We start from the raw sequence: 21,544 nt of genomic DNA on the forward strand, positions 1-21,544 counted from the left end.
CCCATGCTGCGATAGGCGCGCCCGGCCGGACAGTTACAGTTGCCGGCGAATCGCGCGTGCGGCTGTACGGCTGTCGCCGGGGGCAGCGCGCGCGCGGCGCTTGAGGAATAATGCCGGGCTTTCCCTGCCACGGTTCCGCCATGTCCTCGCGCGCCCTGCACGTTCGCCCCAGCTTCCTGCACCTGCCGCCCGGCGACTGGGCCACGGTGCTCGACTGCCTGTGCGCGCGCTTCCCGCAGATATCCCGCGAGACCTGGCTGCAGCGCATGGCCCGCGGCCTGGTGCTGGACGCCGAGAATCTCCCGCTGGACCCCGCCACGCCCTACCGCGAGGCGCTGCGGGTGCAGTACTTTCGCGAGATCGAGAACGAACGGCAGATCCCCTTCCAGGCGCGCATCCTGTTCCAGGACGAGCACCTGCTGGTGGCCGACAAGCCGCACTTTCTGCCGGTGATGCCGGCCGGCGATTACGCCGAGGAAACCCTGCTCACCCGTCTGGTGCGCGAGACCGGCAATCCGCACCTGGCGCCGCTGCACCGCATCGACCGGCACACCGCCGGGCTGGTGCTGTTCTCCACCACGCCGGCCAGCCGCGGCGCCTACCAGGCGCTGTTCCGCGAGCGGCGCATCGACAAGGCCTACCAGGCCATCGCCCCGGCGTTGCCGCACCATGAGTTCCCGCTGCGCCGGCACAGCCGCCTGGAGAAGGGCGAGCCGTTCTTCCGCATGCGCGAGGTGGTGGGCGAGCCGAACAGCGAGACCTTGCTGGAAGTGCTGGAGCGCCACGGCGAGCTGTGGCGCTACCGGCTCTGGCCGATCAGCGGCAAGCAGCACCAGCTGCGCGTGCACATGGCGGCGCTGGGCGCGCCCATCCTCAACGACAGCTTCTACCCGCGGCTGACCGACGAGAAGGGCGTGGACGACTTCACCCGCCCGCTCAAGCTGCTGGCCCAGAGCCTGGCCTTCAGCGACCCGCTGAGCGGCGCCGCGTGCCACTTCGAGAGCGGCCTGGCGCTGGACTGGTAGTCAGCCGGCCGCGCGCAGGCGCGCCAGGTCGCGTACCGGCGGCGCGCCGAACAGGCGGCTGTATTCGCGGCTGAACTGCGACGGGCTCTCGTAGCCGACCCGGTAGCCGGCGCTCGATACATCCAGGTTCTCGCACAGCATCAGGCGTCGCGCCTCCTGCAGGCGCAGCTGCTTCTGGTACTGCAGCGGGCTCATGGCGGTCAGCGCCTTGAAGCGGTGGTGCAGGGTGGAACTGCTGAGGTTGGCAACCCTGGCCAGCTCCTCGATGCGCAGGGGCTGCTGGTAGTGGCGGTTGAGCCATTCGATGGCACGGTTGACCCGGTGCGCCTGGCTGTCGGCCGTGGCGATATCGCGCAGCAGCTGGCCCTGCGGGCTGCACAGCAGGCGGTAGAGAATCTCGCGGCGGATCAGCGGGGCGAGCATGGCGATGTCGCGCGGCGCCTCCAGCAGACGCAGCAGGCGCAGCACGGCATCCAGCAACGGCGCGTCCAGCCGGTCGACATGCAGGCCGCGACCACTGCCGCGGCTGGGTACGCCGATGGGGCCGGCGCTGGCGATCAGCTCGCCCAGTTCGGCCGGATCGATGTCCAGGCGCAGGCTCAGGTAGGGCTCGTCGGCCGTGGCCAGGGTGACTTCGCCGGTAACCGGCAGGGTCACCGAGGCCACCAGGTAGTGCAGCGGGTCGTAGCAGTAGCGCTCGTTCTCCAGGCGCACCACCTTCTGGCCCTGGGCCATGATGCACAGGGCCGGGCGGTACAGGGTGTGGGTGATCGGCGAGGGCGTGCTGGCGCGATACAGCACCAGGCTGGCGATGGCGGTGTCGTGGGCGCCGTCCGCCTCGGCGAAACGGGCGATCAGTTCGGCCAGCTGCAGGCGCTGGCTGTGCAGGTCGGGCTCGGTGATGGCGTCTGGCATGTGGCGGTCCTCCCGGGTTGCCCGCAGCTTAGCGCGCAGGCCCGGGGAAATCCCGCTGGCTGGGCAATCTCGGCAGGATTGGGCAAGTGGCCGGCAGTATCGTGCAGATCGCAGGGGCTCAGTGGGCGAAGCGCGCGTGGAGCTGCCGGTAGCGGCCATCGCGGTTCAGCTGCGCCAGGGCCGCGCGCCAGCGTTCCACCTCGGCCGCCGGGGTGTCCAGCGAGAGGGCGATGTAGCCCTGGTCCTGGCCCAGCGACACGGCGCTGGGCACCACCTCGGCGGTGCCCACGTCGGCCTCCGCCAGCTTGCTCTGCAGGTCGCTGTCGGCCGAGGCCACCAGCAGCACGCGGCCGGCGGCGAGCATGCGGAAACAGCCGGCATAGGAGTTGGCGCGCTGCAGCCGGGTGAAGCCCTGCTCGCCCAGCAGGCTGTCGTGGGAGCTGCCGTTGAGCACGCAGACCGGCAGGCTGGCGGCGTCGGCCAGGCTGCGGATGCCGGTCGGGCGCACGCTCAGTTCGTACAGGTAGTCGGTCTCGCGCAGGGTCGGCCCGACCCAGTGCACCAGGTGCTCGCGCTCCGCGGTGCGGCTGAGGTTGAACAGCACCACATGGGCGCGCGACTGCAGCAGAACCAGGCCGCGCGCCAGCGGCACCTCGACTATGGTCTGCGGCTGGCCCAGCTCGCCGAGCAGGGCCCGCACCAGCTCGACGTAGAAGGCGCGCTTGCCGCCGTGCGGGTGGCCGCGCAGCTGGCCGTCGACGCTGCTGGCCTGGTTGCCCAGGCTGTGGGTGTAGACCTGCCAGTCGGCGGCGTAAGCCGGCAGCGTGGCGAGCAGCAGCAGGGCGAGCAGTGAAGGTCTCAAGGGTGATCTCGATGGGTTGCGGATGATGGCAGAGTGCAATGTCCGGGCCGTCCGTGCAACTGCGCAGTCCCGAGAGTCATCGGCAGGATCAGGCAAGCGTCGGGCAGTATTCGGCTAACGACCTTCCCGTTCCCGGGCGCAGTCTCTGCCCTGTCCGGCGCCACTGCCAGTGCGCCCCCGTCGAGGAGTCGTCCATGTCCCGTATCGCAGAGAAAGTCATAGTCATTACCGGTGCCAGCAGCGGCATCGGCGAAGCCACCGCCCGCCTGCTGGCCCTGCAGGGCACCCGCCTGGTGCTCGGCGCGCGGCGCGGCGAGCGTCTTGAGGCGCTGGCCGCCGAGATCCGCAATCTCGGCGGCAGCGCCGAGTACCGCGTCACCGACGTGACCCGCCAGGAACAGGTGCAGGCCCTGGTGGAGCTGGCCGTGGAGCGCTACGGCCGGGTCGACGTGCTGGTCAACAACGCCGGGGTGATGCCGCTGTCGCCGCTGGCGGCGCTGAAGATCGGCGAGTGGAACCAGATGATCGATGTCAACCTGCGTGGCGTGCTGCATGGCATCGCCGCCGTGCTGCCAGGGATGCAGGCGCAGCGCAGCGGGCAGATCATCAATGTCGCCTCCATTGGCGCCTACAAGCCGATCGCCACCGGCGCCGTGTACTGCGCCACCAAGGCCGCGGTGGTGTCGCTGTCCGAGGCGCTGCGTCAGGAAGTGGGCAGCGCCATCCGCGTCACCGTGGTTTCCCCCGGGGTCACCGAGTCCGACCTGGCGCACAGCATCTCCGATGCCGAAACCCGCGTGGCGATCGACGAGTTCCGCCGCGAGGCGATTCCCGCCGGCGCCATCGCCGAGGCCATCGCCTACGCCATCGGCCAGCCGGATACGGTGGACATCAGCGAACTGGTCGTGCGCCCCACCTCCAGCGCCTATTGATCCAGCCCGCCGCCCGCGTGCGGGCGGCCTTCGTTGCAGGAGCGATGCGATGAAGCCAACGATAGTCAGCCTGGCCCGTTTCCAGGCTGCGCAAGGTCATGGCGAAGAGCTGGGGCTGCGTCTGGGCGAGCTGCTGCTGCGGGCGCGCGCCGATACCGCCTGCCTGGGCTGCGAACTGGAGCGCCAGGGCGAGGCCTGGCTGCTGCGTGGCCACTGGGCCTCGCCGCAGGCGCTGGAGGCGCACTTGCAGCTGCCGCACATGCAGGCACTCGGCCGGCTGCTTGGCGGTGGCCTGGTGCGCCACTTGCAACTGAGCCTGGCGCCGCCCCCGTAGCGCTGGCGATCAGCCGCAGCTCAGGCGGATGATGATGTCGTCATCGTCGATATCGATGTTCAGCCGCTGCGGGTTGTAGTCCAGGGTCACCGGCTGGTTGGGATGGGTCACCCGCAGGTGCGCGGCGCCGGACTCGATGCGCGCGCGCTCGGCCAGGTCGGTGGTGATGCGCTCCTCCAGCAGGTACTGCACCGGCTCGGCGTTGCAGCGGCCGTCGCCCTTGGCGGCGCCGGCGCTGTCCTGCTGCGGGCTGGAGGCGCAGCCGGCGAGCAGGGCGCCGGCAAGCAGGGCGGGAAGGGGCAGGATTCGGTTCATGGTGGGCGTCCTTGTCTGAAACAGGACTTCACCGTGCCACCGTCTGCCCCGTCAGGCAACCGCCGTGATCAGAGCACGCGGTAGACCTGGCCGGTCTGCCGGCCCTCGGCGCTCTTGGCGTAGGCCAGCGCCACCGTGGCCGCCGGTACCGCCTTGAAGCCGCGGAAGTAGGGGCCGTAGGCCGGCAGCGACTCCTCGAGGATGGTCGGGCTCACGCCGTTGATGCGCAGGCCGCGCGGCAACTCGATGGCGGCGGCGCGGACGAAGCCGTCCAGCGCGGCGTTCACCGTGCTGACCGCCGCGCCGTAGCGGATCGGGTCTTCGCTGAGCACGCCGGAGGTGAGGGTGAAGGAGGCACCGTCGTTGGCGAACTCGCGGCCGATCAGCACCAGGTTGATCTGGCCCATCAGCTTGTCGTCCAGGCCCACGGCAAACTCCTTGGCGGTGAGTTCCTCCAGCGCGCCGAAATGGGCGTTGCCGGCGGCGCTGATCAGCGCGTCGAACGGGCCGGTCTGCTCGAACAGGCGGCGGATCGAGGCCGGGTCAGTGATGTCCACCTGCAGCTCGCCGCTGTTGCGGCCAACGCGGACGATGTCGTGGCGTTCGCGCAGCTCGCGGTCGATGGCCTGGCCGATGGTGCCGCTGGCACCGACGAGGATGATTTTCATGCTGGGGCTCCTGAGTGAGGGGGTGTGGAACCAGCTTAGGCGGGATTGGGTTGCCAATAATCCTGGCAATGTGAAACCTTTGGTTCTCATATGGAAACAATGAGTGCCGCGCCATGAGCGAGCTGGAAGACCTGGTCGCCTTCGCCCTGCTGGTCGAGGCCGGCAGCTTCACCGCCGCCGCCGAGCGCCTGGGCTGCAGCAAGGGCCAGTTGTCCAAGCGCATCAGCGGCCTGGAGCGCAGCCTCGGCAGCCAGCTGCTGCACCGCACCACGCGGCGCCTGCACCTGACCGCCGCTGGCGCCGCCCTGTTGCCCGAGGCCCAGGCGCTGCAGGCCCAGGCCCAGCGCGCGCGGCAGGCGGTGCGCAGCCTGCAGGACGAGGTGGCCGGCACTGTGCGCCTGACCGTGCCGGTGTCGCTCGGCGAGACCTTCTTCGATGCGCTGCTGCTGGATTTCGCCAGCCGCTACCCGCGGGTGCGCGTCGAGCTGGACCTGGCCAACGCCTACCGCGATCTGCTGGCCGACGGCTTCGACCTGGCCATCCGCTCCGGCGTGGAACAGGACGAGCGCCTGGTGGCGCGGCCGCTGTTCGCCCTGCAGGAGATCACCTGCGCCGCGCCGGCCTACCTGGCGCGCCACCCGGCGCCGCAGACGCCGGCCGAGCTGAGTCGGCACCAGTGCCTACTGAATACCCACTACAGCGGTTTCGAGCAGTGGCTGTACCACCTCCAGCACCGCCTGGAGCGGGTGCCGGTGTCCGGGCAGCTGGCCAGCAACCACTACAGCCTGCTGAAGAAGGCGGCGCTGAGCGGCGCCGGCATCGCCCGCCTGCCGTCCTACATGGTCCAGGACGAGCTGGCCGATGGTCGCCTGCTATGGCTGCTGCGCGACTACCAGACGCGCAGCACCCCGGTGTTCCTCGTGCACCCCTGGCAGGGCGCCCTGCCGCGCCGGACCCAGGCGCTGGTGGACTACCTGCTGGGCTGGTTCGAGCGCAGCCGCCTGGCGCTGGACGGCCTCAACGCCTGAGTTCGCTCGCTACCTGCTGGATCTGCTGGCGCAGCCAGCGGCGCAGGCGGTCGGCGTCGGTGCGCTCGTGCCAGATCTGCATCACCTCCACCTGTGGCAATTCCAGGCCGGCCGGCAGGGGGTGCAGCACCAGCGAGGCGTCGCGCGCCACCGCCTCCTCGGCCACCGAGCGCAGGCAGGTCAGCAACAGTTCGCTGCCGCGCACCAGGCGGCTCGGCGCGATGAAGCTGGACAGCCCGGCCGCCACCCGGCGCGTTTGCCCCTGGGCCTGCAGGGCGCGGTCGACCAGGCCGTTGAGGTCGCCGGTGAGGGTGGTCAGCAGGTGTTCGCAGGCCAGGTAGGCCGGCAGGTCGAGCCCCCCGGCCAGGAGCGGATGGTCGCGCGCGGCCAGCACCACGAAGTCCTCGGAGAGCAGGCGCTGCTGGCGGAAGGTGTCCGGCAGGTTGGCGTAGAAGCCGGCGATGGCCAGGTCGCAGGTGCCTTTCTCCAGCTCCTCGCGCGGCAGCAGGCCGCGGGTGTTGTGGGTGATCAGCAGCAGGTTGGGCGCCTGCTCGCGCAGGCGCGGCAACAGGGCAGGCAGCAGGGTCTGCTCGATGTAGTCGGTGGTGTAGAGGTGGATGCGCTCGGCGCGCTGCAGGAAGTCGCGGCCCTCGCACTGGTCGTAGAAGGCCTCCAGCTCGGCCACCAGACCCTGCACCAGCGGCGCCAGCTCATGGGCCCGCGGCGTTGGCGTGAGGCCGCGCGGGGCGCGCACGAACAGCGCATCGCCCAGCTCGTGGCGCAGCTTGTTCAGCTTGTGGCTCAGCGCCGGCTGGCTCAGCGCCATGCGCGCGGCGGCCAGCGAGGCGTTGCGCTCCTGGTAGAGCACGTGGAAGACCAGCAGCAGGTTGAGGTCCTTGTTGGCGATATTCACTTATTGGATACCAGAAATAAAAGCTTTCGAATTATCGAATCATAACCGCCCGCCTAAGATTCGCCTCATCCGAACGGAGCCACGTTCGCCTCATTCAACGGAGACCGCCCATGAAGACCTTCCACCCGCTGGCCCTGGCCGTGCTCGCTAGTCTCGCCGCCACTGCCGCCACTGCCGCCGTCGCCGCCGAGCCCAAGGGCCAGGTGCTGGTGCTGCTGTCCAGCGAGAACCAGCTGGCGCTCAAGGATGGCCAGCACTACGCCACCGGCTACTACCTCAACGAGTTCGGCGTGCCGGCCGACCGCCTGCTCAAGGCCGGCTACGAGCTGGTGCTGGTGACGCCCAGGGGCAATGCGCCGAGCGTGGATCAGAAGTCCGTCGACCCGCAGTACTTCGGCGGCGACGCGGCCGAGATGCAGCGCATCCAGCAGGTGGTGGCCGGGCTGCCGGGCATCGACGACAGCCTGTCGCTCGACGAGGTGCTGGCCGGTGACCTGGGGCAGTACGAGGGGTTGTTCATCCCCGGTGGCCACGCGCCGCTGATCGACCTGGCCAACAACCCGCAGGTCGGCACCCTGCTGCGCCATTTCCACCAGGCCGGCAAGCCCACTGCCGCCATCTGCCACGGCCCCATTGCGCTGCTGGCGGCGCAAGCTGATCCACAGGGCTATGAGGCGGCGCTGGTGCGCGGCGAGCGACCGGCGGCCGCGGACTGGACCTACCAGGGCTACCGCATGACCATCTTCTCCGACCCGGAGGAGGCGGTGTTCGAGAGCTCCCTGGATGGCGCACGCATCCGCTACTACCCGGCTCCGGCAATGGCCGCCGCCGGTGGCGACATGCAATACGCCAAGGCCTGGCAGCCGCACGTGGTGGTCGACCGCGAGCTGATCACCGGGCAGAACCCCTTCTCCGACAAGGCCCTGGCCGAGGCCCTGATCAATCAGCTGGAGGCGCGCTGAGTCCGCCTGGCATAAGCGCTGCCGGTGGGCAGGTATGACCGCCGCGCGCTTGTTTCAGCTATCCATTTTTTGAATGTCTGAAATCAAGGATTTTGAGTTAACGAATCACCTCGAGCGACCTACCCTCTAGGGCATCGAAATCACAGCGGGCACTATCCCGAGGAGCTGTTCATGAAGATTCTGCTGGTACTCACCTCCCACGACCAACTCGGCAACACCGGGCACAAGACCGGCTTCTGGCTGGAGGAATTCGCCTCGCCCTATTACGTGTTCAAGGACGCCGGGGCGCAGATCACCCTGGCCTCGCCCAAGGGCGGCCAGCCGCCGATCGACCCGAAGAGCGATGCCCCGGATGCGCAGACCGCCGCCACCCGGCGCTTTGCCGAGGACGCCGAGGCGCAGCAACTGCTAGCCACCAGCGTGCCGCTGACGCAGGTGCGCGCCGAAGACTTCGATGCGCTGTTCTACCCTGGCGGCCATGGCCCGCTCTGGGATCTGGCCGAGGACGCCACTTCCATCGCCCTGATCGAGCGCTTCATCGCCCTCGGCAAGCCGGTGGGTGCGGTCTGCCACGCGCCGGGCGTGCTGCGCCACGTCAAGGCCGCGGACGGTACGCCGCTGGTGCGCGGCAAGCGCGTCACCGGCTTCAGCAACAGCGAAGAGGCCGCGGTGGAACTGACCGACGTGGTGCCCTTCCTGGTCGAGGACATGCTCAAGGCCCATGGCGGCGTCTATGGCCGGGCGGCCGACTGGCACAGCCATGTCGAGGTCGACGGCCTGCTGGTCACCGGGCAGAATCCCGCCTCCTCGGACGCCAGTGCCGAGGCCCTGCTGACCCTTGTGGAACGGAACTGAGCGATGAAATACCTGCACACCATGGTGCGCGTCCGTGATCTGGATGCCTCCCTGCGCTTCTACCGCGATGCCCTCGGCCTGGAAGTGCTCAAGCAGCGCGAATACCCCCAGGGCCGCTTCACCCTGGTCTACCTGGCCGCCCCGGGCGATGCGGATGCCCAGGTCGAGCTGACCTACAACTGGGACCCCGAGGACTACGGCAGCGCGCGCAACTTCGGCCACCTGGCCTATGCGGTGGACGATATCTACGCCGCCTGCCGGCGTCTGCAGGAACACGGCGTGACCATCAACCGCCCGCCGCGTGACGGCCACATGGCCTTCGTGCGCTCGCCGGACCAGATCTCCATCGAGCTGCTGCAGAAGGGCGAGCCGCTGGCGCCGGCCGAACCCTGGGTGTCCATGCCCAACGTCGGCAGCTGGTGAGCGCGCGGTGCGCCTGAACGCCGACTTCGCCCTGCCCGTGGTGATCCGTCCGGGCGATGCGCCCTGGGTCGCCTCGCCGCTGGCCGGGGTGGAACGGCAGATGCTCGACCGCATCGGCGAGGAGCTGGCGCGGGCCACCTCCATCGTGCGCTACGCGCCGGGCTCGCACTTCAGCGCGCACGGGCATCCGGGCGGTGAGGAGTTCCTGGTGCTGGACGGGGTGTTCTCCGACGAGCGCGGCGACTATCCGGCCGGCACCTACGTGCGCAATCCCATCGGCAGCCGCCACGCGCCGTTCAGCCGCGAGGGCTGCACGATTTTCGTCAAGCTGATGCAGTTCGATGCGGCCGATCGCGCCGAGGTGGTGATCGACAGCCGCCGTGCCGAGTGGACGCCGGGCTTGCTACCCGGCCAGCGTGAACTGGCCCTGCACGTGTTCGCCGGCGAGCGGGTGCGCCTGCTGCGCTGGGCGCCCGGCACCGTGCAAGCGCCGCAGGGCTATCCCGGCGGCGCGGAGCTCCTCGTGCTCGAAGGCAGCCTGCAGGACGAGCGCGGGGTGTATCCGGCCGGTAGCTGGCTGCGCTGCCCGGCACAGTTCAGCCATAGCCCGGGCAGTGCCGAGGGCTGCCTGCTCTGGTGCAAGACCGGGCACCTCGCGCCCTAGGCGCTGGCCATCAGGCGCCTGTACTGGCGGGCACGGCGGGCGGTCTTCAGCTGCTCGGCGAGCAGCGCGCGCAGCGGTGACACGCCGGGGTTGGGGCGCCGGCCCTGGCTGAGGCGACGCAGCTGGTACTTCACCGCCGCCATGTAGGCCAGCGAGGCCAGCGCCTTGCGCTTCCAGCGGATCGGCGGCAGTTCGGCCGTGCTGTTCTGCCCGGCCTGCCACTGGCGCGGCAGGGCCGGCTCGATGGCCAGCGCGGTGGCGATGCCGGCCATGGCCAGGCCGCTGTCGAGCACCTGCTGCACCACCGGCAGACGACGGATGCCGCCGGTGACCATCACCGGCATGCGTGCCACCTGGGCGATCTCACGGGCGAATTCGAGGAAGTAGGCCTCGCGCGCCAGGGTGCGGCCGTCGCGGGCATCGCCCTGCATGGCCGGCGCCTCGTAGCTGCCGCCGGACAGCTCGACCAGGTCGACGTCCAGTTCATTGAGCATCTGCACCACGCGCTTGGCATCGCTGGCATCGAAGCCGCCGCGCTGGAAGTCCGCCGAGTTCAGCTTGACCGCCACGCAGAAGCCCGGCGCCACCTGCGCGCGCACCGCCTTGACCACCTCCAGCAGCAGGCGCGCGCGGTTCTCGATGGGGCCGCCCCAGCTGTCCGTGCGCTGGTTGCTCAACGGCGAGAGGAACTGGCTGAGCAGGTAGCCGTGCGCGGCGTGGATCTGCACGCCGGTGAAGCCGGCCTGCTCGGCCAGTGCGGCGCTGCGGGCGAAGCGCTGGATCAGCTCGCCGATCTCCTCGTCGCTCAGTGGCCGCGGCAGCGGGAACATCTTGGAGAAGCTGCCCAGCTCCAGGGCCACGGCCGAGGGTGCCACGGTCGGCTGGCCGAGGTTGGCCTGCATCTGCCGGCCGGGGTGATTGAGCTGCATCCAGAACTGCGCGCCCTGGGCGCGGCCGATGCGCGCCCAGTCGCGGAAGCGCTGCAGCAGGCGGTCGTCCTCCAGCACCACGCCGCCGGGGCCGGTCATGGCGCGGCGGTCGATCATCACGTTGCCGGTCAGCAGCAGGCCGGCGCCGCCCTCGGCCCAGGCCTGGTACAGGCGCAGCAGCTCGGCCGAGGGGCCCTGGTCGAGGGCGGCGAGGTTCTCCTCCATCGCCGCCTTGGCGATGCGGTTGGGGATCTGGGTGCCGTTGGGCAGTTGCAGGGGCTGGAAGGCGTTCATGGAGGGCTCCGCGGTGGCGTGTGCGGCAAGACTAAGGTTAAAGTCAACTTCAAGGTCAATAGCCCGGAGGCATCGGCATGAAAATCGGCGAACTGGCCAGGCGCACCGGCCTCGCGCCCTCGCGCATCCGCTTCTACGAGGCCAGCGGGCTGATCGCCGCGCAGCGCCAGAGCAACGGCTATCGCGACTATCCGGCGGAGGCCGAGCAGACCCTGGCGGTGATCGCCTGCGCCCAGCAGTCGGGTTTCAGCCTGGAGGAGATCCGCCGCCTGCTGCCCGACCCGGTGGCCAAGAGCTGGCCGCACGACGAGCTGCTGGCCGCGCTCAGGGCCAAGGTCGGCGAGATCGAGGCGATGCAGGCGCGCCTGGCGCAGAACCGCGCGCAACTGCTGGCGACCATCGTCGAGATCGAGAACAAGCCGGCGGGCATGCACTGCGCGGAGAATGCCGAGCGCATGCTGGCCAGCCTGCGCCAGCGCCGCCAGGCCGAGTGACGGGGCGGGATTTCCCCGCCGCGGCGAATTGGTCATGATGCGCCCCCCGGCGCCTGGCGCCGGGCTCCGTCCCTGTTCCCGAGTGTCCGCGCGTGCTGGAGCTGTCCGCCTATCCCGCCCTGTTTCTCGCCGCCTTCGCCGCGGCCACCCTGCTGCCGGCGCAGTCCGAGGCGCTGCTGGTCGGGCTGCTGCTGGGCGGGCAGCACTCACCCTGGCTCCTGCTGCTGGTGGCCAGCGCCGGCAACGTGCTGGGTTCGCTGCTGAACTGGTGGCTGGGCGGCTGTGTCGAGCGTTTCCGCCAGCGTCGCTGGTTCCCGGTCAGCGCCAGGCGCCTGGAGCAGGCCCGCCAGTTCTACCGGCGCTATGGCCGCTGGTCGTTGCTGCTGAGCTGGGTGCCGGTCATCGGCGACCCGCTGACGGTGGTGGCCGGGGTGATGCGCGAGCCCTGGTGGAGCTTCCTGGCCATCGTCACCCTGGCCAAGGCCGGACGCTACCTGGCCCTATTGCTGGCCACCCTCGGTTATCTCGGCTGAGGGCCGGGCCTAGCGGAACCTACCGGGACCTACCGGAACCTATACTTCCCGCTACCGGCGAGAGGGTGGCCGGGCATGCCGCCGGCAGGGGCCGGCCAGCAGCGGGTGCTGCGGCAGGACGGCGGCCTTGGCGGGGCGTGGGACGGGTGGGCAGCATGTGCGGAGCCCGGAGTGCGGTCTATGCGCGGGGCCTGGTGCTGGCCGGGCTGGTGTTGCTGGCCGGCTGCGCCAGCGCGCCGGTGCAGGTGTCTGGCGAAACCTGGCGCCGGCTCGACCAGGACATAGCCGCCGCCTCGCGAGCGGCCGAGGAGCAGTCCCGCGCCTATGCGGTGACGGCCATGGGGCGCTGGCTGCAGCTGGTGCAGCGGCAGACCGACGAAACCTTCATTCCCTGGTTCTCCGGCTACTGGACCCAGCAGTGGCTGGGCCTGCGGGTGTCCTGGTACCGGCTCGGTGGCGACGAGGTGCAGCGCCTGGCCGCCTACCTGCAGGAGGAGTATCGCGCGCAGGTGCTGGAGCCGGTGGCCGAGGACATCTCGCCCGAGCGCATCCAGCGCGGCGCCATGCGCATCTACGTGCGCCAGCTGGACATGCGCCTGCAGGCGCTACCGGCCCGCCACGAGATACCCCAGGAGCAGTTCGACGCACGCCTGGAGGCCCTGCCGGTTCTGCCCGGGGCCTCGCTGCGGCAATTGCTGCGCGCCGATCCCCTGGAGCGCCTGCCGGCCTATGCGGCGCTGCTCGAACGGGTCCGTGTCGGCCCCGGTGGCGACTGGGCGAGCGACCCCGGCATCTCCCTGGTGGCCCAGCGCACCAGCGAGCGCCTGGTCGAGGAGATGACCACCAGCGGCGCCGCCAGTGCGCTCTCGGCCATGCTCGGGCGGGCCGCCGGCTCGGCATTGTCGCTGGGGGTGACGTTGTTCACCGCCATGGCCCGCGCCAGCGAACGGCCCCAGGCCGAGGCGCAGTTGCGCCTCAGCCTGCAGGCGACGCTGGAGCAGGAGACCCAGGCCCTGCTGCGCAGTCCGCAGCACGGCGTGCTGGCCGGGGTGCTGGAACTGTCCGGGCAGGTCGAGCGCGGTCTGGCGCAGCCGTTCAGCTACCGTCCCTGAGTCCGATTGTTTAGTGCCGGCCTAACTGAAAGTGCAAAGAATCCGATTTAACCCCGCTTCGCCGCCGTGCGAGGCTGCGGAATCATGAACCGCAGCATGACCCTCTCCGCGCTGCACGCCTGGTCGGCGTGCGCCTATCCCGTGCTGGCCTTCTGGGCCCTCTGGCACTGCCGCCATGCGCGGCCCCCGGACGCCCTGGCCGCCTGACCCCGGCCGCCGCAGCAGGCAGCGGCGAACCCCGAACAGAACAAGAACCGCCGGCACAGATCGCCGGCCGCAGAGGAAAACCGCATGAACGCCGCCATCCAGCCCGTGATCCCCGCCGCCGAGCGGGCCAAGTCCTACTACAGCGCTACGCTCAACGAGGAAACCAACTACCCGACCCTGCAGGGCCAGGTCAGCGTCGACGTCGCCATCATCGGCGGCGGCTTCACCGGCGTGGCTACCGCCGTGGAGCTGGCCGAGCGCGGGCTCAAGGTGGCCATAGTCGAGACCCACAAGATCGGCTGGGGCGCCACCGGGCGCAACGGCGGCCAGGTCACCGGCAGCCTGTCGGGCGACGCGGCCATGCGCAAGCAGATGCGCAATACGCTGGGCGAGGAGGTCGACGACTTCATCTGGCACCTGCGCTGGCGCGGCCACGAGATCATCAAGAACCGGGTGCAGAAGTACGGCATCCAGTGCGACCTGAAGCACGGCCACCTGCACGCGGCGATGAAGCCCTCGCACATGGACGAGCTGCACGCCTCCTACGCCGAGGCCGTGGAACGCGGCATGGGTGACGAGGTGACCCTGCTCGACGCCGCCGGCGTGCGCGAGCACCTGGCCAGCGACCTGTACCTGGGCGCGATCAAGAACACCCGCAACATGCACCTGCACCCGCTGAACCTGTGTATCGGCGAGGCCAAGGCCGCCGAGAGCCTGGGTGCGCTGATCTTCGAGCATTCCGAGGTGCTCGACATCGTCCAGGGCGCCAAGCCGGCGGTGGTCACCGCCCAGGGCCGCATCGACGCCAAGCAGATCCTCCTGGCCGGCGACGTCTACCACAAGCTGGCACGCAAGCAGCTCAAGGGCATGATCTTCCCGGCCATGGGCGGCATCGTCACCACCGCGCCGCTGGGCGAGCTGGCCAAGGAGCTCAACCCGCAGAGCCTGGCGGTGTACGACTGCCGCTTCGTGCTCGACTACTACCGCATGACCGCCGACGGCCGCCTGTTGTTCGGCGGCGGCGCCAACTACTCCGGCCGCGACTCGCGCGACATCGCCGGCGAGCTGCGCCCGTGCATCGAACGCACCTTCCCGCAGCTCAAGGGCGTGCAGATCGACTTCCAGTGGAGCTGCGCCATGGGCATCGTGATGAACCGCATCCCGCAGCTGGGCAAGCTGTCGCAGAACGTCTGGTACTGCCAGGGCTACTCCGGCCACGGCATCGCCACCACCCACATCATGGGCGAGATCATGGCCAACGCCATGACCGGCACCCTCGGCCACTACGACACCTTCGCCGCCTGCAAGCACATCAAGGTGCCGATGGGCGACGTGTTCGGCAACCCGATGCTGGCCGCCGGCATGTGGTACTACCAGATGCTGGAAAAGCTGCGCTGAGAGCCTGGCAAGGGGCTGCGGCGCGCCGGCCTGCGGCGTTGGCAGCAGGCGGGACGCGGCGTCTCGGATGCTGATTTACCCGTCGTAAAGGCGCCCGCGACTCCGACCGCTCTGCGCCAGTTGGTGCGGGCGCCTGGCCCTGGCTCGCGAACCTTGGGGCCGATCCCGGGTCAGCCGGGCTGGGGCAGGCCGAGCAGGCCCTCGGCGCGCACCAGGGCGTCGAACTCGGCCGCCGGCAGCGGGCGGCCGAACAGGTAGCCCTGTACTTCCTGACAGCCCATGGCGAGCAGCTGTTGCAGCTGCTCGCGGGTCTCCACGCCCTCGGCGAGGGTCAGCATGCCCAGGCCGTGGGCCATGCCGATGATGGCCTGGACGATGCGCTGGTCGCTGCCGCTGCGGTTGATGTCGCGGACGAAGGACTGGTCGATCTTCAGCTTGTGCACTTCCAGCCGCTTGAGGTAGCTGAGCGAGGAGTAGCCGGTGCCGAAGTCGTCGATGGCCAGGCGCACGCCGAGCGCGCGCAGGCGCTGCACCACCTGCACCACGCTGTCCGGCTTGTGCATGGCCACGCTTTCGGTCAGCTCCAGCTCCAGGCAGTGCGCCGGCAGGCCGCTGTCGCGCAGCACGTCGCCGATCAGCTCGAACAGGCTGGGCGCGCGGAACTGCGCCATGGACAGGTTCACCGCCACGCTGGTGTGGGCCGGGTAGCCCTGGTCCAGCCAGTGCTTCATCTGCGCCGCCGCCGTGCGCAGCACCCACTCGCCGATGGCCAGGATCTGCCCGCTGTGTTCGGCGATGGGGATGAACTCGGCCGGGCTGATCCAGCCCAGTTGCGGGTGCTGCCAGCGCAGCAGGGCCTCGGCGCCGACCAGGCGACCGTCGGCGGACAGCTGCGGCTGGTAGTAGACCTGCAGCTCGCCGCGCGGCAGCGCCTCGCGCAGCGCATTCTCCAGCTGCAGGGTGCGCACGGCCTGGTTGTGCATGTCCGCGGTGAAGAAGGCGTACTGGTCGCGCCCCTCCTGCTTGGCCCGGTACATGGCGATTTCCGCGTGGCGGGCGAGGCTGTCCACCGTGCCGCCATCCTCGGGGAACATGGCGATGCCGATCGAGGCGCTCAGGCGCAGGTTGTGGCCGTGCAGCTGGCAGGGCGCGGCCAGCGCCGCCTGGATGCGCTCGGCCAGGTGCGCGGCCTGCTGGGCGTCGACATAGGGCAGCACCAGGAGGAATTCGTCGCCGCCCTGGCGCGACAGGGTGTCTTCCTCGCGCAGCAGCGCACGGATGCGCCGGGCGGCCTCGACCAGCACCGCATCGCCGACCGGGTGGCCGAGCAGGTCGTTGATGTTCTTGAAGTGGTCCAGGTCCATGAACAGCACGGCCAGGGCCTGCTGGTTGTGCTGGCACAGGCCCAGCGCCTGCTCGATCAGCGAGGCGAACAGGGTGCGGTTGGGCAGGCCGGTGAGGGCGTCGAAGTGCGCCAGGTGCTCGATATGGCGCTGGTCGCGCAGGCGCTGGCTGATGTCGCGCACCAGCACCACGTAGCGATCGCTGTCACCCTTGCGCAGCACGGCAATGGACAGCTCGAAGCAGCGTCCCTGCTCGGCGCTGCCCAGCAGCAGCTGGCGGCCGTTGCTGAAGCCTTCGTGGCGCGCCTCGTCGAGCGCACGCTGGCAACTGGTGGCGGCCTCGGTGGGCAGCAGGTCGACCAGGCGCCGTCCCAGCGGCGAATGCTGTTCATCGAACAGCGCACCCTGCTGCGGGGTGTGCACGCGCAGGCAGAGCCCCTGTTCGTCCAGCTCGAACAGCTGGTCGGGAATCGCCTCGACTATGGCCTGAGCCTCGCCGCGCGCCTCGTCGAGGGCGTGGTAGGGCGCGGAGATGGTCTCGACGAACATCACCCGGTACAGCACCAGGTAGGCCACCACCTTGTATAGATGGCCGCCGAGGTTGTAGAGGTCGGTGACCGAGGAATAACGGGTGAACAGCAGCTCGCTCATGATCATCGCCAGCAGGGCGGCGATCAGCAGCTTGGCGTCGATGTTGCCCGGATGCCGCAGGTTGCGCGCCAGCAGGACGATGCTGAGGGCGTGGATGGCGATCACGCCGTACTCGGCCACCACCTTGAACGGCGTCAGGCCCTGGCCCTCGATGAAGGTCTGCGGCACCCACTCGGGGCGCCAGAGGAAGATCAGGTGGGCCGGCAGCAGCAGCGCCAGCATGGCCAGCATGCTCGCCAGGCGCCAGCCATGGGTGGCACTGCTGTTGTCCTTGTCTGCCGGGCGCCAGGGCAGCCAGGCCACCAGTAGCAGCGCCAGCGCCGCCAGGTAGCGCGCCAGCAGCCAGAAGTCGATGGCCTTTTCCACCCCATTGGCGGTGATGAAGTCGGGCATGCCGCGGTACGACAGCATGTGCGAGAAGTCGGCGATGGCCACGCCGAGGAAGGCGCAGGACACCACCAGGATGTTGCGCTGGCGGTGCAGGCGGTAGGTGTTCCAGCCGACCGCGAAGATCAGCGCGGAGACCACGATGGACAGGGTCTCCAGCAACTGGTGCCAGGTCAGGAAGTGCTCGCTGGGCGGCACCCGCGCGCCACCCAGCTCGATCAGCAGCAGGCCGCCGAACAGGCCGGCGAGCAGCAGCAGGATCAGACGAGCAGGCGTGCGCGGTGGCGGATGGAGCTCGGTCACAGGGTGCTTCCTAGTGGCAGGGCGGTCTGGCTGGACAGCATGCCGCACATTGAAGGGGCAGCCCTTGCCCCCGGTCAATTAGCCGGCAGTTCTAGACGGTCCTTCGCGCTATCCTGTGCAGCCTAGACCGAACCAGGAACCCGTCCCATGAAAGCCCAGCTCCTCGAACTCATCACCCTGATCAGCTCCGGCTGCATGACCGACGAGGAGATCGCCCGCATCGCCGACGAGGCCGCCCAGGCCTACGCCGATCCGCAGGCCTTTCTCGCCGCCAACCCGGACATCAACTACGACGACGATTTCCCCATCCCGCTGGGCGAGTGGGTGGTGGTCGGCAGCCTGCCGGACACCGTGCTGTTCCAGGCCGACAGCTACGACCAGCTGCTGCAGCAGATCATCGACTCCTTCGGCCCGAGCGTGACCTTCAACATCAAGCCCAAGCAACTGCTGAAGGTCGAGCCGCTGAAGGCGCTCAACCGCATCCAGGTGCAGCTCTCGGCGCTGTACAAGGAGAAGGGCGGCTACGTGCTGCTGGACTTCAGCGAGCCGCTGGATGACGAGCTGCAATGCGTGCTCGTCTACACCAGCGATCTGCCGCGCGTACTGGCCTTGGCGGTGGAAGTCGGCATCTACGCCGCGCCGGCCTACGAGGCGCTGAAGGCCGAGCTGGAGCAGGAGTAGTCGCGCGGCAGCCTGTTCACAGGCTGAAACCACCGTCGATGGGGATGATGGCGCCGGTCATGTAGGCGCCGGCCGCGCTGCACAGGGCGATGGCCAGGGCGGCCATCTCCTCCTCGCGGCCCCAGCGGCGCATGGGGATCTGCGCCACGTCCTCGGCCATGGCCGCCTCGTCGCCGGCGATGTGGCGGGTCATCTTGCTCGGGAAGCGCCCGGGCGCGATCACGTTGACGTTGATGTGCTCGCCGACCAGCTCGCGGGCCAGCAGGCGCGACAGCTGGTGCAGCGCCGCCTTGCTCGGGCCGTAGGCGTAGGCCTGCTCGCCGAACGAGCTGATGCCGGCCACCGAGCCGATGTTGATGATGCGCGCAGGGCTCTGCGCGCTGCCGGCCCTGCGCAGCAGCGGCAGCAGCTGCTGGATGCAGCTGAACACGGCGGTGACGTTGAGCTGCATGACCTTCTCCCAGCCCTTGGCCGGGTAGCTCTCCAGCGGTGCGCCCCAGGTGGTGCCGGCGTTGTTGACCAGGATGTCGAGGCGCTCGCAGCGCGCCCCCAGTTCCTCGGCCAGGGCGCGGGCGCCCTGCTCGCCGGAGAGGTCGGCGGCCATACCGATGCATTCGCCATGGGCCGACAGCTCCGCGGCGGCCTGGGCACAGGCGGCGCCGTCGCGGGCGCAGATGAATACCCGCGCGCCGGCCTCGAGCAGGCCCTGGGCGATCATCCGACCGATGCCGCGGCTGCCGCCGGTGACCAGGGCGGTGCGGCCCTGCAGGCTGAAGTAGGGATGCATGGCGATTCCTCAAGGCTGGATACGAGCCCGTACCCTAAACGAGGCGGCCGGCGGATGCGGCGCTTATAGCCGGCGCAAATGCCGGGCCATCAGCGCCGGCCCTGGCGCAGCGGTTCCAGCAGGGCGTTCAGGCCGTTGTGGTCGATCTCGTACATCAGTGCCAGCAGGCGGCCCAGCTCGCCCTTGGGGAAGCCCTGGCGGGCGAACCAGGCCAGGTAGTGGCCGGGCAGGTCGGCGAGCAGGCGGCCCTGGTACTTGCCGAAGGGCATGCTGCGGGTGACGAGAAGGAGCAGGTCTTCGGGCTTCATGGCGTGGCATTCGAACGGGATGCGCCCAGTCTGCCGCTTTTTCGCCGCGACCTCTACCGCCCGTCCGGCGCGCTGGCTATGCTCGCCGCTCGACACGAGGAGAGTTTCCATGGAATGGAACAAGCTGGTCCCGGAGCTGGTGGTGGCCGACTACCAGGCTTCGCGGCGTTTCTACACCGAGGTACTGGGTTTCACCCTGTTCTTCGAGCGCGCCGAGGATCGCTTCGGCTACTTCGATCTGGATGGTGCGCAGATCATGCTGATCGAGCAGCCCGGCGGCGACCTCTACGGCCTGCGCCCGGACACCGAGAAGGGCCGCGGGCTGCACCTGCAGATCGAGGTCGAGCGCATCGCCCCGCAGCTGCAGGCGCTGCAGCGGGCCGGGGTGGCCCTGGTGGCGCCGGTGACCGAGGCCTGGTACCGCGCCGACGACATCGAGCACGGCCAGCGCGAGTTCTTCGTCAGCGACCCGGACGGCTACCTGCTGCGCTTCTTCGAATACATCGGCGAGCGTTGCCTGTCGGTATGAAAAAGGGCCCCGAGGGGCCCTTGGTCCGAGTCTGTCCGCTCAGCTGCGGATCAGGTGGTCGAAGGCGGAGAGCGAGGCCTTGGCACCTTCGCCAATGGCGATGACGATCTGCTTGTAGGGCACGGTGGTCACGTCACCGGCGGCGAACACGCCGGGCACGCTGGTCTGGCCCTTGGCGTCGACGATGATCTCGCCGAAGCGGCTCAGCTCGACGGTGCCTTTCAGCCAGTCGCTGTTGGGCAGCAGGCCGATTTGCACGAAGATGCCTTCCAGTTCGACGGTATGCAGCGCGTCGGTGGTGCGGTCCTTGTAGGTCAGGCCGGTGACCTTCTGGCCATCGCCGATCACTTCGGTGGTCTGCGCGCTCTTGATCACGCTGACGTTGGGCAGGCTGTACAGCTTCTTCTGCAGCACGGCGTCGGCGCGCAGGCTGTCGGCGAATTCCAGCAGGGTCACGTGGCTGACGATGCCGGCGAGGTCGATCGCTGCCTCGACGCCGGAGTTGCCGCCGCCGATCACCGCCACGCGCTTGCCCTTGAACAGCGGGCCGTCGCAGTGCGGGCAGAAGCACACGCCCTTGGCCTTGTATTCCTGCTCGCCGGGCACGCCCATCTCGCGCCAGCGCGCGCCGGTGGAGAGGATCAGGGTCTTGGCCTTGAGGCTGGCGCCGCTCTCGAACCGTACTTCGTGCAGGCCGCTTTCACTGCTAGCCGGGACCAGGGCGGTGGCGCGCTGCAGGTTCATGATGTCGACTTCGTACTGGCGCACATGCTCTTCCAGGGCTCGCACCAGCTTCGGGCCTTCGGTTTCCTGCACCGAGATGAAGTTCTCGATGGCCATGGTGTCCAGCACCTGGCCGCCGAAGCGCTCGGCGGCGACGCCGGTACGGATGCCCTTGCGCGCGGCGTAGATGGCCGCCGCGGCGCCGGCCGGGCCGCCACCGATGACCAGCACGTCGAAGGCCTCCTTGGCGCTCATCTTCTCGGCGTCGCGGTTGGCGGCGCCGGTGTCGATCTTGGCGAGGATTTCCTTCACGTCCATGCGGCCGGAAGCGAACACTTCGCCGTTCAGGTAGATGCTCGGCACGGCCATGATCTGGCGGCGCTCGACCTCTTCCTGGAACAGCGCGCCGTCGATCGACACGTTGCGGATGTTGGGGTTGAGCACGGCCATCAGGTTCAGCGCCTGGACCACGTCCGGGCAGTTCTGGCAGGACAGCGAGAAGTAGGTCTCGAACTCGAACTTGCCTTCGATGGCCTTGATCTGCTCGATGGTTTCCGCGTCCAGCTTGGACGGGTGGCCGCCGACCTGCAGCAGGGCCAGCACCAGCGAGGTGAATTCGTGGCCCATGGGGATGCCGGCGAAGGTGATGCCGATATCCGCGCCCGGACGGTTCAGGGCGAAGGACGGGCGGCGGCTGTCGTTGCCGTCGGTCCGCAGGGTGATCTTGTCGGTCAGGCCGACGATGTCGTTGAGCAGTCCGAGCAGCTCCTGGGATTTCTCGCCGTCATCGAGGGAAGCGACGATCTCGAACGGCTGGGTGACCTTCTCGAGGTAAGCCTGCAACTGGGTTTTCAGAGTGGCGTCCAACATGACGGGTTTCCTTCAGCGAATTTCGGACAAACAAACGCCCGGGCGGATCGCGCCCGGGCGTTCGGGCACTCGCGGCTGGGTTGCAGCCGGCAAAGCGCA

General features: G+C 69.3%; 25 protein-coding genes. 15 read left to right on the forward strand and 10 right to left on the reverse strand.

Features of this window, described 5'->3' with window-relative positions; all coding sequences use genetic code 11:
• Positions 1 to 140 precede the first annotated feature (140 nt).
• Complete coding sequence (locus AAG092_RS16230; RefSeq protein WP_373387474.1) at positions 141 to 1,025, forward strand: pseudouridine synthase; 885 nt, start codon at positions 141 to 143, stop codon at positions 1,023 to 1,025.
• On the opposite strand, the gene AAG092_RS16235 is transcribed toward AAG092_RS16230, so the two are convergent.
• Complete coding sequence (locus AAG092_RS16235; protein WP_110681569.1) at positions 1,026 to 1,940, reverse strand: AraC family transcriptional regulator; 915 nt, start codon at positions 1,938 to 1,940, stop codon at positions 1,026 to 1,028.
• A 118-nt stretch (positions 1,941 to 2,058) separates the two neighbouring features.
• Positions 2,059 to 2,802 carry a substrate-binding periplasmic protein gene (locus AAG092_RS16240; RefSeq protein ID WP_373387475.1) on the reverse strand — a complete coding sequence of 248 codons (744 nt, stop codon included), beginning with the start codon at positions 2,800 to 2,802 and terminating at the stop codon, positions 2,059 to 2,061.
• Positions 2,803 to 2,996: 194 nt separating this feature from the next.
• Between AAG092_RS16240 and AAG092_RS16245 the strand changes: the two genes are divergently transcribed.
• Together AAG092_RS16245 and AAG092_RS16250 are read left to right on the forward strand one after the other, a co-directional pair.
• Positions 2,997 to 3,734 carry an SDR family oxidoreductase gene (locus AAG092_RS16245; protein ID WP_373387476.1) on the forward strand — a complete coding sequence of 246 codons (738 nt, stop codon included), beginning with the start codon at positions 2,997 to 2,999 and terminating at the stop codon, positions 3,732 to 3,734.
• 49 nt (positions 3,735 to 3,783) lie between these two features.
• Complete coding sequence (locus AAG092_RS16250; RefSeq protein WP_373387477.1) at positions 3,784 to 4,068, forward strand: putative quinol monooxygenase; 285 nt, start codon at positions 3,784 to 3,786, stop codon at positions 4,066 to 4,068.
• A 9-nt stretch (positions 4,069 to 4,077) separates the two neighbouring features.
• On the opposite strand, the gene AAG092_RS16255 is transcribed toward AAG092_RS16250, so the two are convergent.
• Both AAG092_RS16255 and AAG092_RS16260 read right to left on the reverse strand, forming a co-directional pair.
• Entirely contained in the window at positions 4,078 to 4,383 is a 306-nt protein-coding gene (locus AAG092_RS16255; protein WP_373387478.1) for an I78 family peptidase inhibitor, read from the reverse strand.
• A 68-nt stretch (positions 4,384 to 4,451) separates the two neighbouring features.
• Positions 4,452 to 5,051: a short chain dehydrogenase gene (locus tag AAG092_RS16260; RefSeq protein ID WP_373387479.1), complete on the reverse strand. Its 600-nt coding sequence runs from the start codon at positions 5,049 to 5,051 to the stop codon at positions 4,452 to 4,454.
• A 113-nt stretch (positions 5,052 to 5,164) separates the two neighbouring features.
• On the opposite strand from AAG092_RS16260, the gene AAG092_RS16265 reads away from it, so the two are divergent.
• Positions 5,165 to 6,079 (forward strand): LysR family transcriptional regulator, encoded by a 915-nt coding sequence (locus AAG092_RS16265; RefSeq protein WP_373387480.1) that lies wholly within the window; start codon positions 5,165 to 5,167, stop codon positions 6,077 to 6,079.
• On the opposite strand, the gene AAG092_RS16270 is transcribed toward AAG092_RS16265, so the two are convergent.
• A complete protein-coding gene (locus AAG092_RS16270) occupies positions 6,069 to 6,992 on the reverse strand; it encodes a LysR family transcriptional regulator (RefSeq protein WP_373387481.1) in 924 nt (307 codons plus the stop codon). The genes AAG092_RS16265 and AAG092_RS16270 overlap by 11 nt on opposite strands.
• Positions 6,993 to 7,102: 110 nt before the next feature.
• Between AAG092_RS16270 and AAG092_RS16275 the strand changes: the two genes are divergently transcribed.
• The 4 genes from AAG092_RS16275 (at position 7,103) to AAG092_RS16290 (ending at position 9,896) form a co-directional block, all read left to right on the forward strand.
• A complete protein-coding gene (locus AAG092_RS16275; protein WP_373387482.1) occupies positions 7,103 to 7,954 on the forward strand; it encodes a type 1 glutamine amidotransferase domain-containing protein in 852 nt (283 codons plus the stop codon).
• A gap of 171 nt (positions 7,955 to 8,125) precedes the next feature.
• A complete protein-coding gene (locus AAG092_RS16280) occupies positions 8,126 to 8,809 on the forward strand; it encodes a type 1 glutamine amidotransferase domain-containing protein (RefSeq protein WP_373387483.1) in 684 nt (227 codons plus the stop codon).
• Between the two features lie 3 nt (positions 8,810 to 8,812).
• Positions 8,813 to 9,232 carry a VOC family protein gene (locus AAG092_RS16285; protein ID WP_076580852.1) on the forward strand — a complete coding sequence of 140 codons (420 nt, stop codon included), beginning with the start codon at positions 8,813 to 8,815 and terminating at the stop codon, positions 9,230 to 9,232.
• Positions 9,233 to 9,239: 7 nt separating this feature from the next.
• A complete protein-coding gene (locus AAG092_RS16290; RefSeq protein ID WP_373387484.1) occupies positions 9,240 to 9,896 on the forward strand; it encodes a cupin domain-containing protein in 657 nt (218 codons plus the stop codon).
• Here AAG092_RS16290 and AAG092_RS16295 read toward each other — a convergent pair.
• A complete protein-coding gene (locus AAG092_RS16295; RefSeq protein ID WP_373387485.1) occupies positions 9,893 to 11,119 on the reverse strand; it encodes an NADH:flavin oxidoreductase/NADH oxidase family protein in 1,227 nt (408 codons plus the stop codon). The two genes, AAG092_RS16290 and AAG092_RS16295, sit on opposite strands and share 4 nt — an antisense overlap.
• Before the next feature lie 77 nt (positions 11,120 to 11,196).
• Here AAG092_RS16295 and AAG092_RS16300 point away from each other — a divergent pair, with 77 nt between their 5' ends.
• The 5 genes from AAG092_RS16300 to AAG092_RS16320 all read left to right on the forward strand — a co-directional run bounded on the left by AAG092_RS16300 (position 11,197) and on the right by AAG092_RS16320 (position 14,863).
• The gene (locus AAG092_RS16300; RefSeq protein ID WP_373387486.1) at positions 11,197 to 11,613 is read left to right on the forward strand and encodes a MerR family transcriptional regulator; all 417 of its coding nucleotides are present in this window, start codon (positions 11,197 to 11,199) and stop codon (positions 11,611 to 11,613) included.
• A gap of 92 nt (positions 11,614 to 11,705) precedes the next feature.
• Complete coding sequence (locus tag AAG092_RS16305) at positions 11,706 to 12,146, forward strand: YqaA family protein (RefSeq protein ID WP_110681583.1); 441 nt, start codon at positions 11,706 to 11,708, stop codon at positions 12,144 to 12,146.
• A 155-nt stretch (positions 12,147 to 12,301) separates the two neighbouring features.
• Positions 12,302 to 13,258 (forward strand): hypothetical protein, encoded by a 957-nt coding sequence (locus AAG092_RS16310; RefSeq protein WP_373387487.1) that lies wholly within the window; start codon positions 12,302 to 12,304, stop codon positions 13,256 to 13,258.
• Between the two features lie 84 nt (positions 13,259 to 13,342).
• Complete coding sequence (locus AAG092_RS16315; RefSeq protein ID WP_373387488.1) at positions 13,343 to 13,465, forward strand: hypothetical protein; 123 nt, start codon at positions 13,343 to 13,345, stop codon at positions 13,463 to 13,465.
• An 84-nt stretch (positions 13,466 to 13,549) separates the two neighbouring features.
• Complete coding sequence (locus AAG092_RS16320) at positions 13,550 to 14,863, forward strand: NAD(P)/FAD-dependent oxidoreductase (RefSeq protein WP_373387489.1); 1,314 nt, start codon at positions 13,550 to 13,552, stop codon at positions 14,861 to 14,863.
• Between the two features lie 170 nt (positions 14,864 to 15,033).
• Here the strand turns inward: AAG092_RS16320 and AAG092_RS16325 are convergent, their stop codons facing one another.
• A complete protein-coding gene (locus AAG092_RS16325; protein WP_373387490.1) occupies positions 15,034 to 17,547 on the reverse strand; it encodes an EAL domain-containing protein in 2,514 nt (837 codons plus the stop codon).
• A gap of 147 nt (positions 17,548 to 17,694) precedes the next feature.
• Between AAG092_RS16325 and AAG092_RS16330 the strand changes: the two genes are divergently transcribed.
• Positions 17,695 to 18,228, forward strand: coding sequence for a hypothetical protein (locus tag AAG092_RS16330; protein ID WP_373387491.1), 534 nt, complete (start codon positions 17,695 to 17,697; stop codon positions 18,226 to 18,228).
• Positions 18,229 to 18,244: 16 nt separating this feature from the next.
• Here AAG092_RS16330 and AAG092_RS16335 read toward each other — a convergent pair whose 3' ends face one another.
• Positions 18,245 to 19,015, reverse strand: a complete 771-nt coding sequence (locus tag AAG092_RS16335; RefSeq protein ID WP_373387492.1) for an SDR family oxidoreductase — start codon at positions 19,013 to 19,015, stop codon at positions 18,245 to 18,247.
• Positions 19,016 to 19,104: 89 nt separating this feature from the next.
• Positions 19,105 to 19,323 (reverse strand): DUF3820 family protein, encoded by a 219-nt coding sequence (locus AAG092_RS16340; RefSeq protein WP_373387493.1) that lies wholly within the window; start codon positions 19,321 to 19,323, stop codon positions 19,105 to 19,107.
• A 109-nt stretch (positions 19,324 to 19,432) separates the two neighbouring features.
• On the opposite strand from AAG092_RS16340, the gene AAG092_RS16345 reads away from it, so the two are divergent.
• A complete protein-coding gene (locus AAG092_RS16345) occupies positions 19,433 to 19,852 on the forward strand; it encodes a bleomycin resistance protein (protein WP_373387494.1) in 420 nt (139 codons plus the stop codon).
• A gap of 39 nt (positions 19,853 to 19,891) precedes the next feature.
• Here the strand turns inward: AAG092_RS16345 and ahpF are convergent, their stop codons facing one another.
• Complete coding sequence (gene ahpF, locus AAG092_RS16350; protein WP_373387495.1) at positions 19,892 to 21,445, reverse strand: alkyl hydroperoxide reductase subunit F; 1,554 nt, start codon at positions 21,443 to 21,445, stop codon at positions 19,892 to 19,894.
• Between the last annotated feature and the right edge of the window lie 99 nt (positions 21,446 to 21,544).

The organism is Pseudomonas alcaligenes, assembly GCF_041729615.1.
GTDB lineage: Bacteria > Pseudomonadota > Gammaproteobacteria > Pseudomonadales > Pseudomonadaceae > Aquipseudomonas > Aquipseudomonas alcaligenes_B.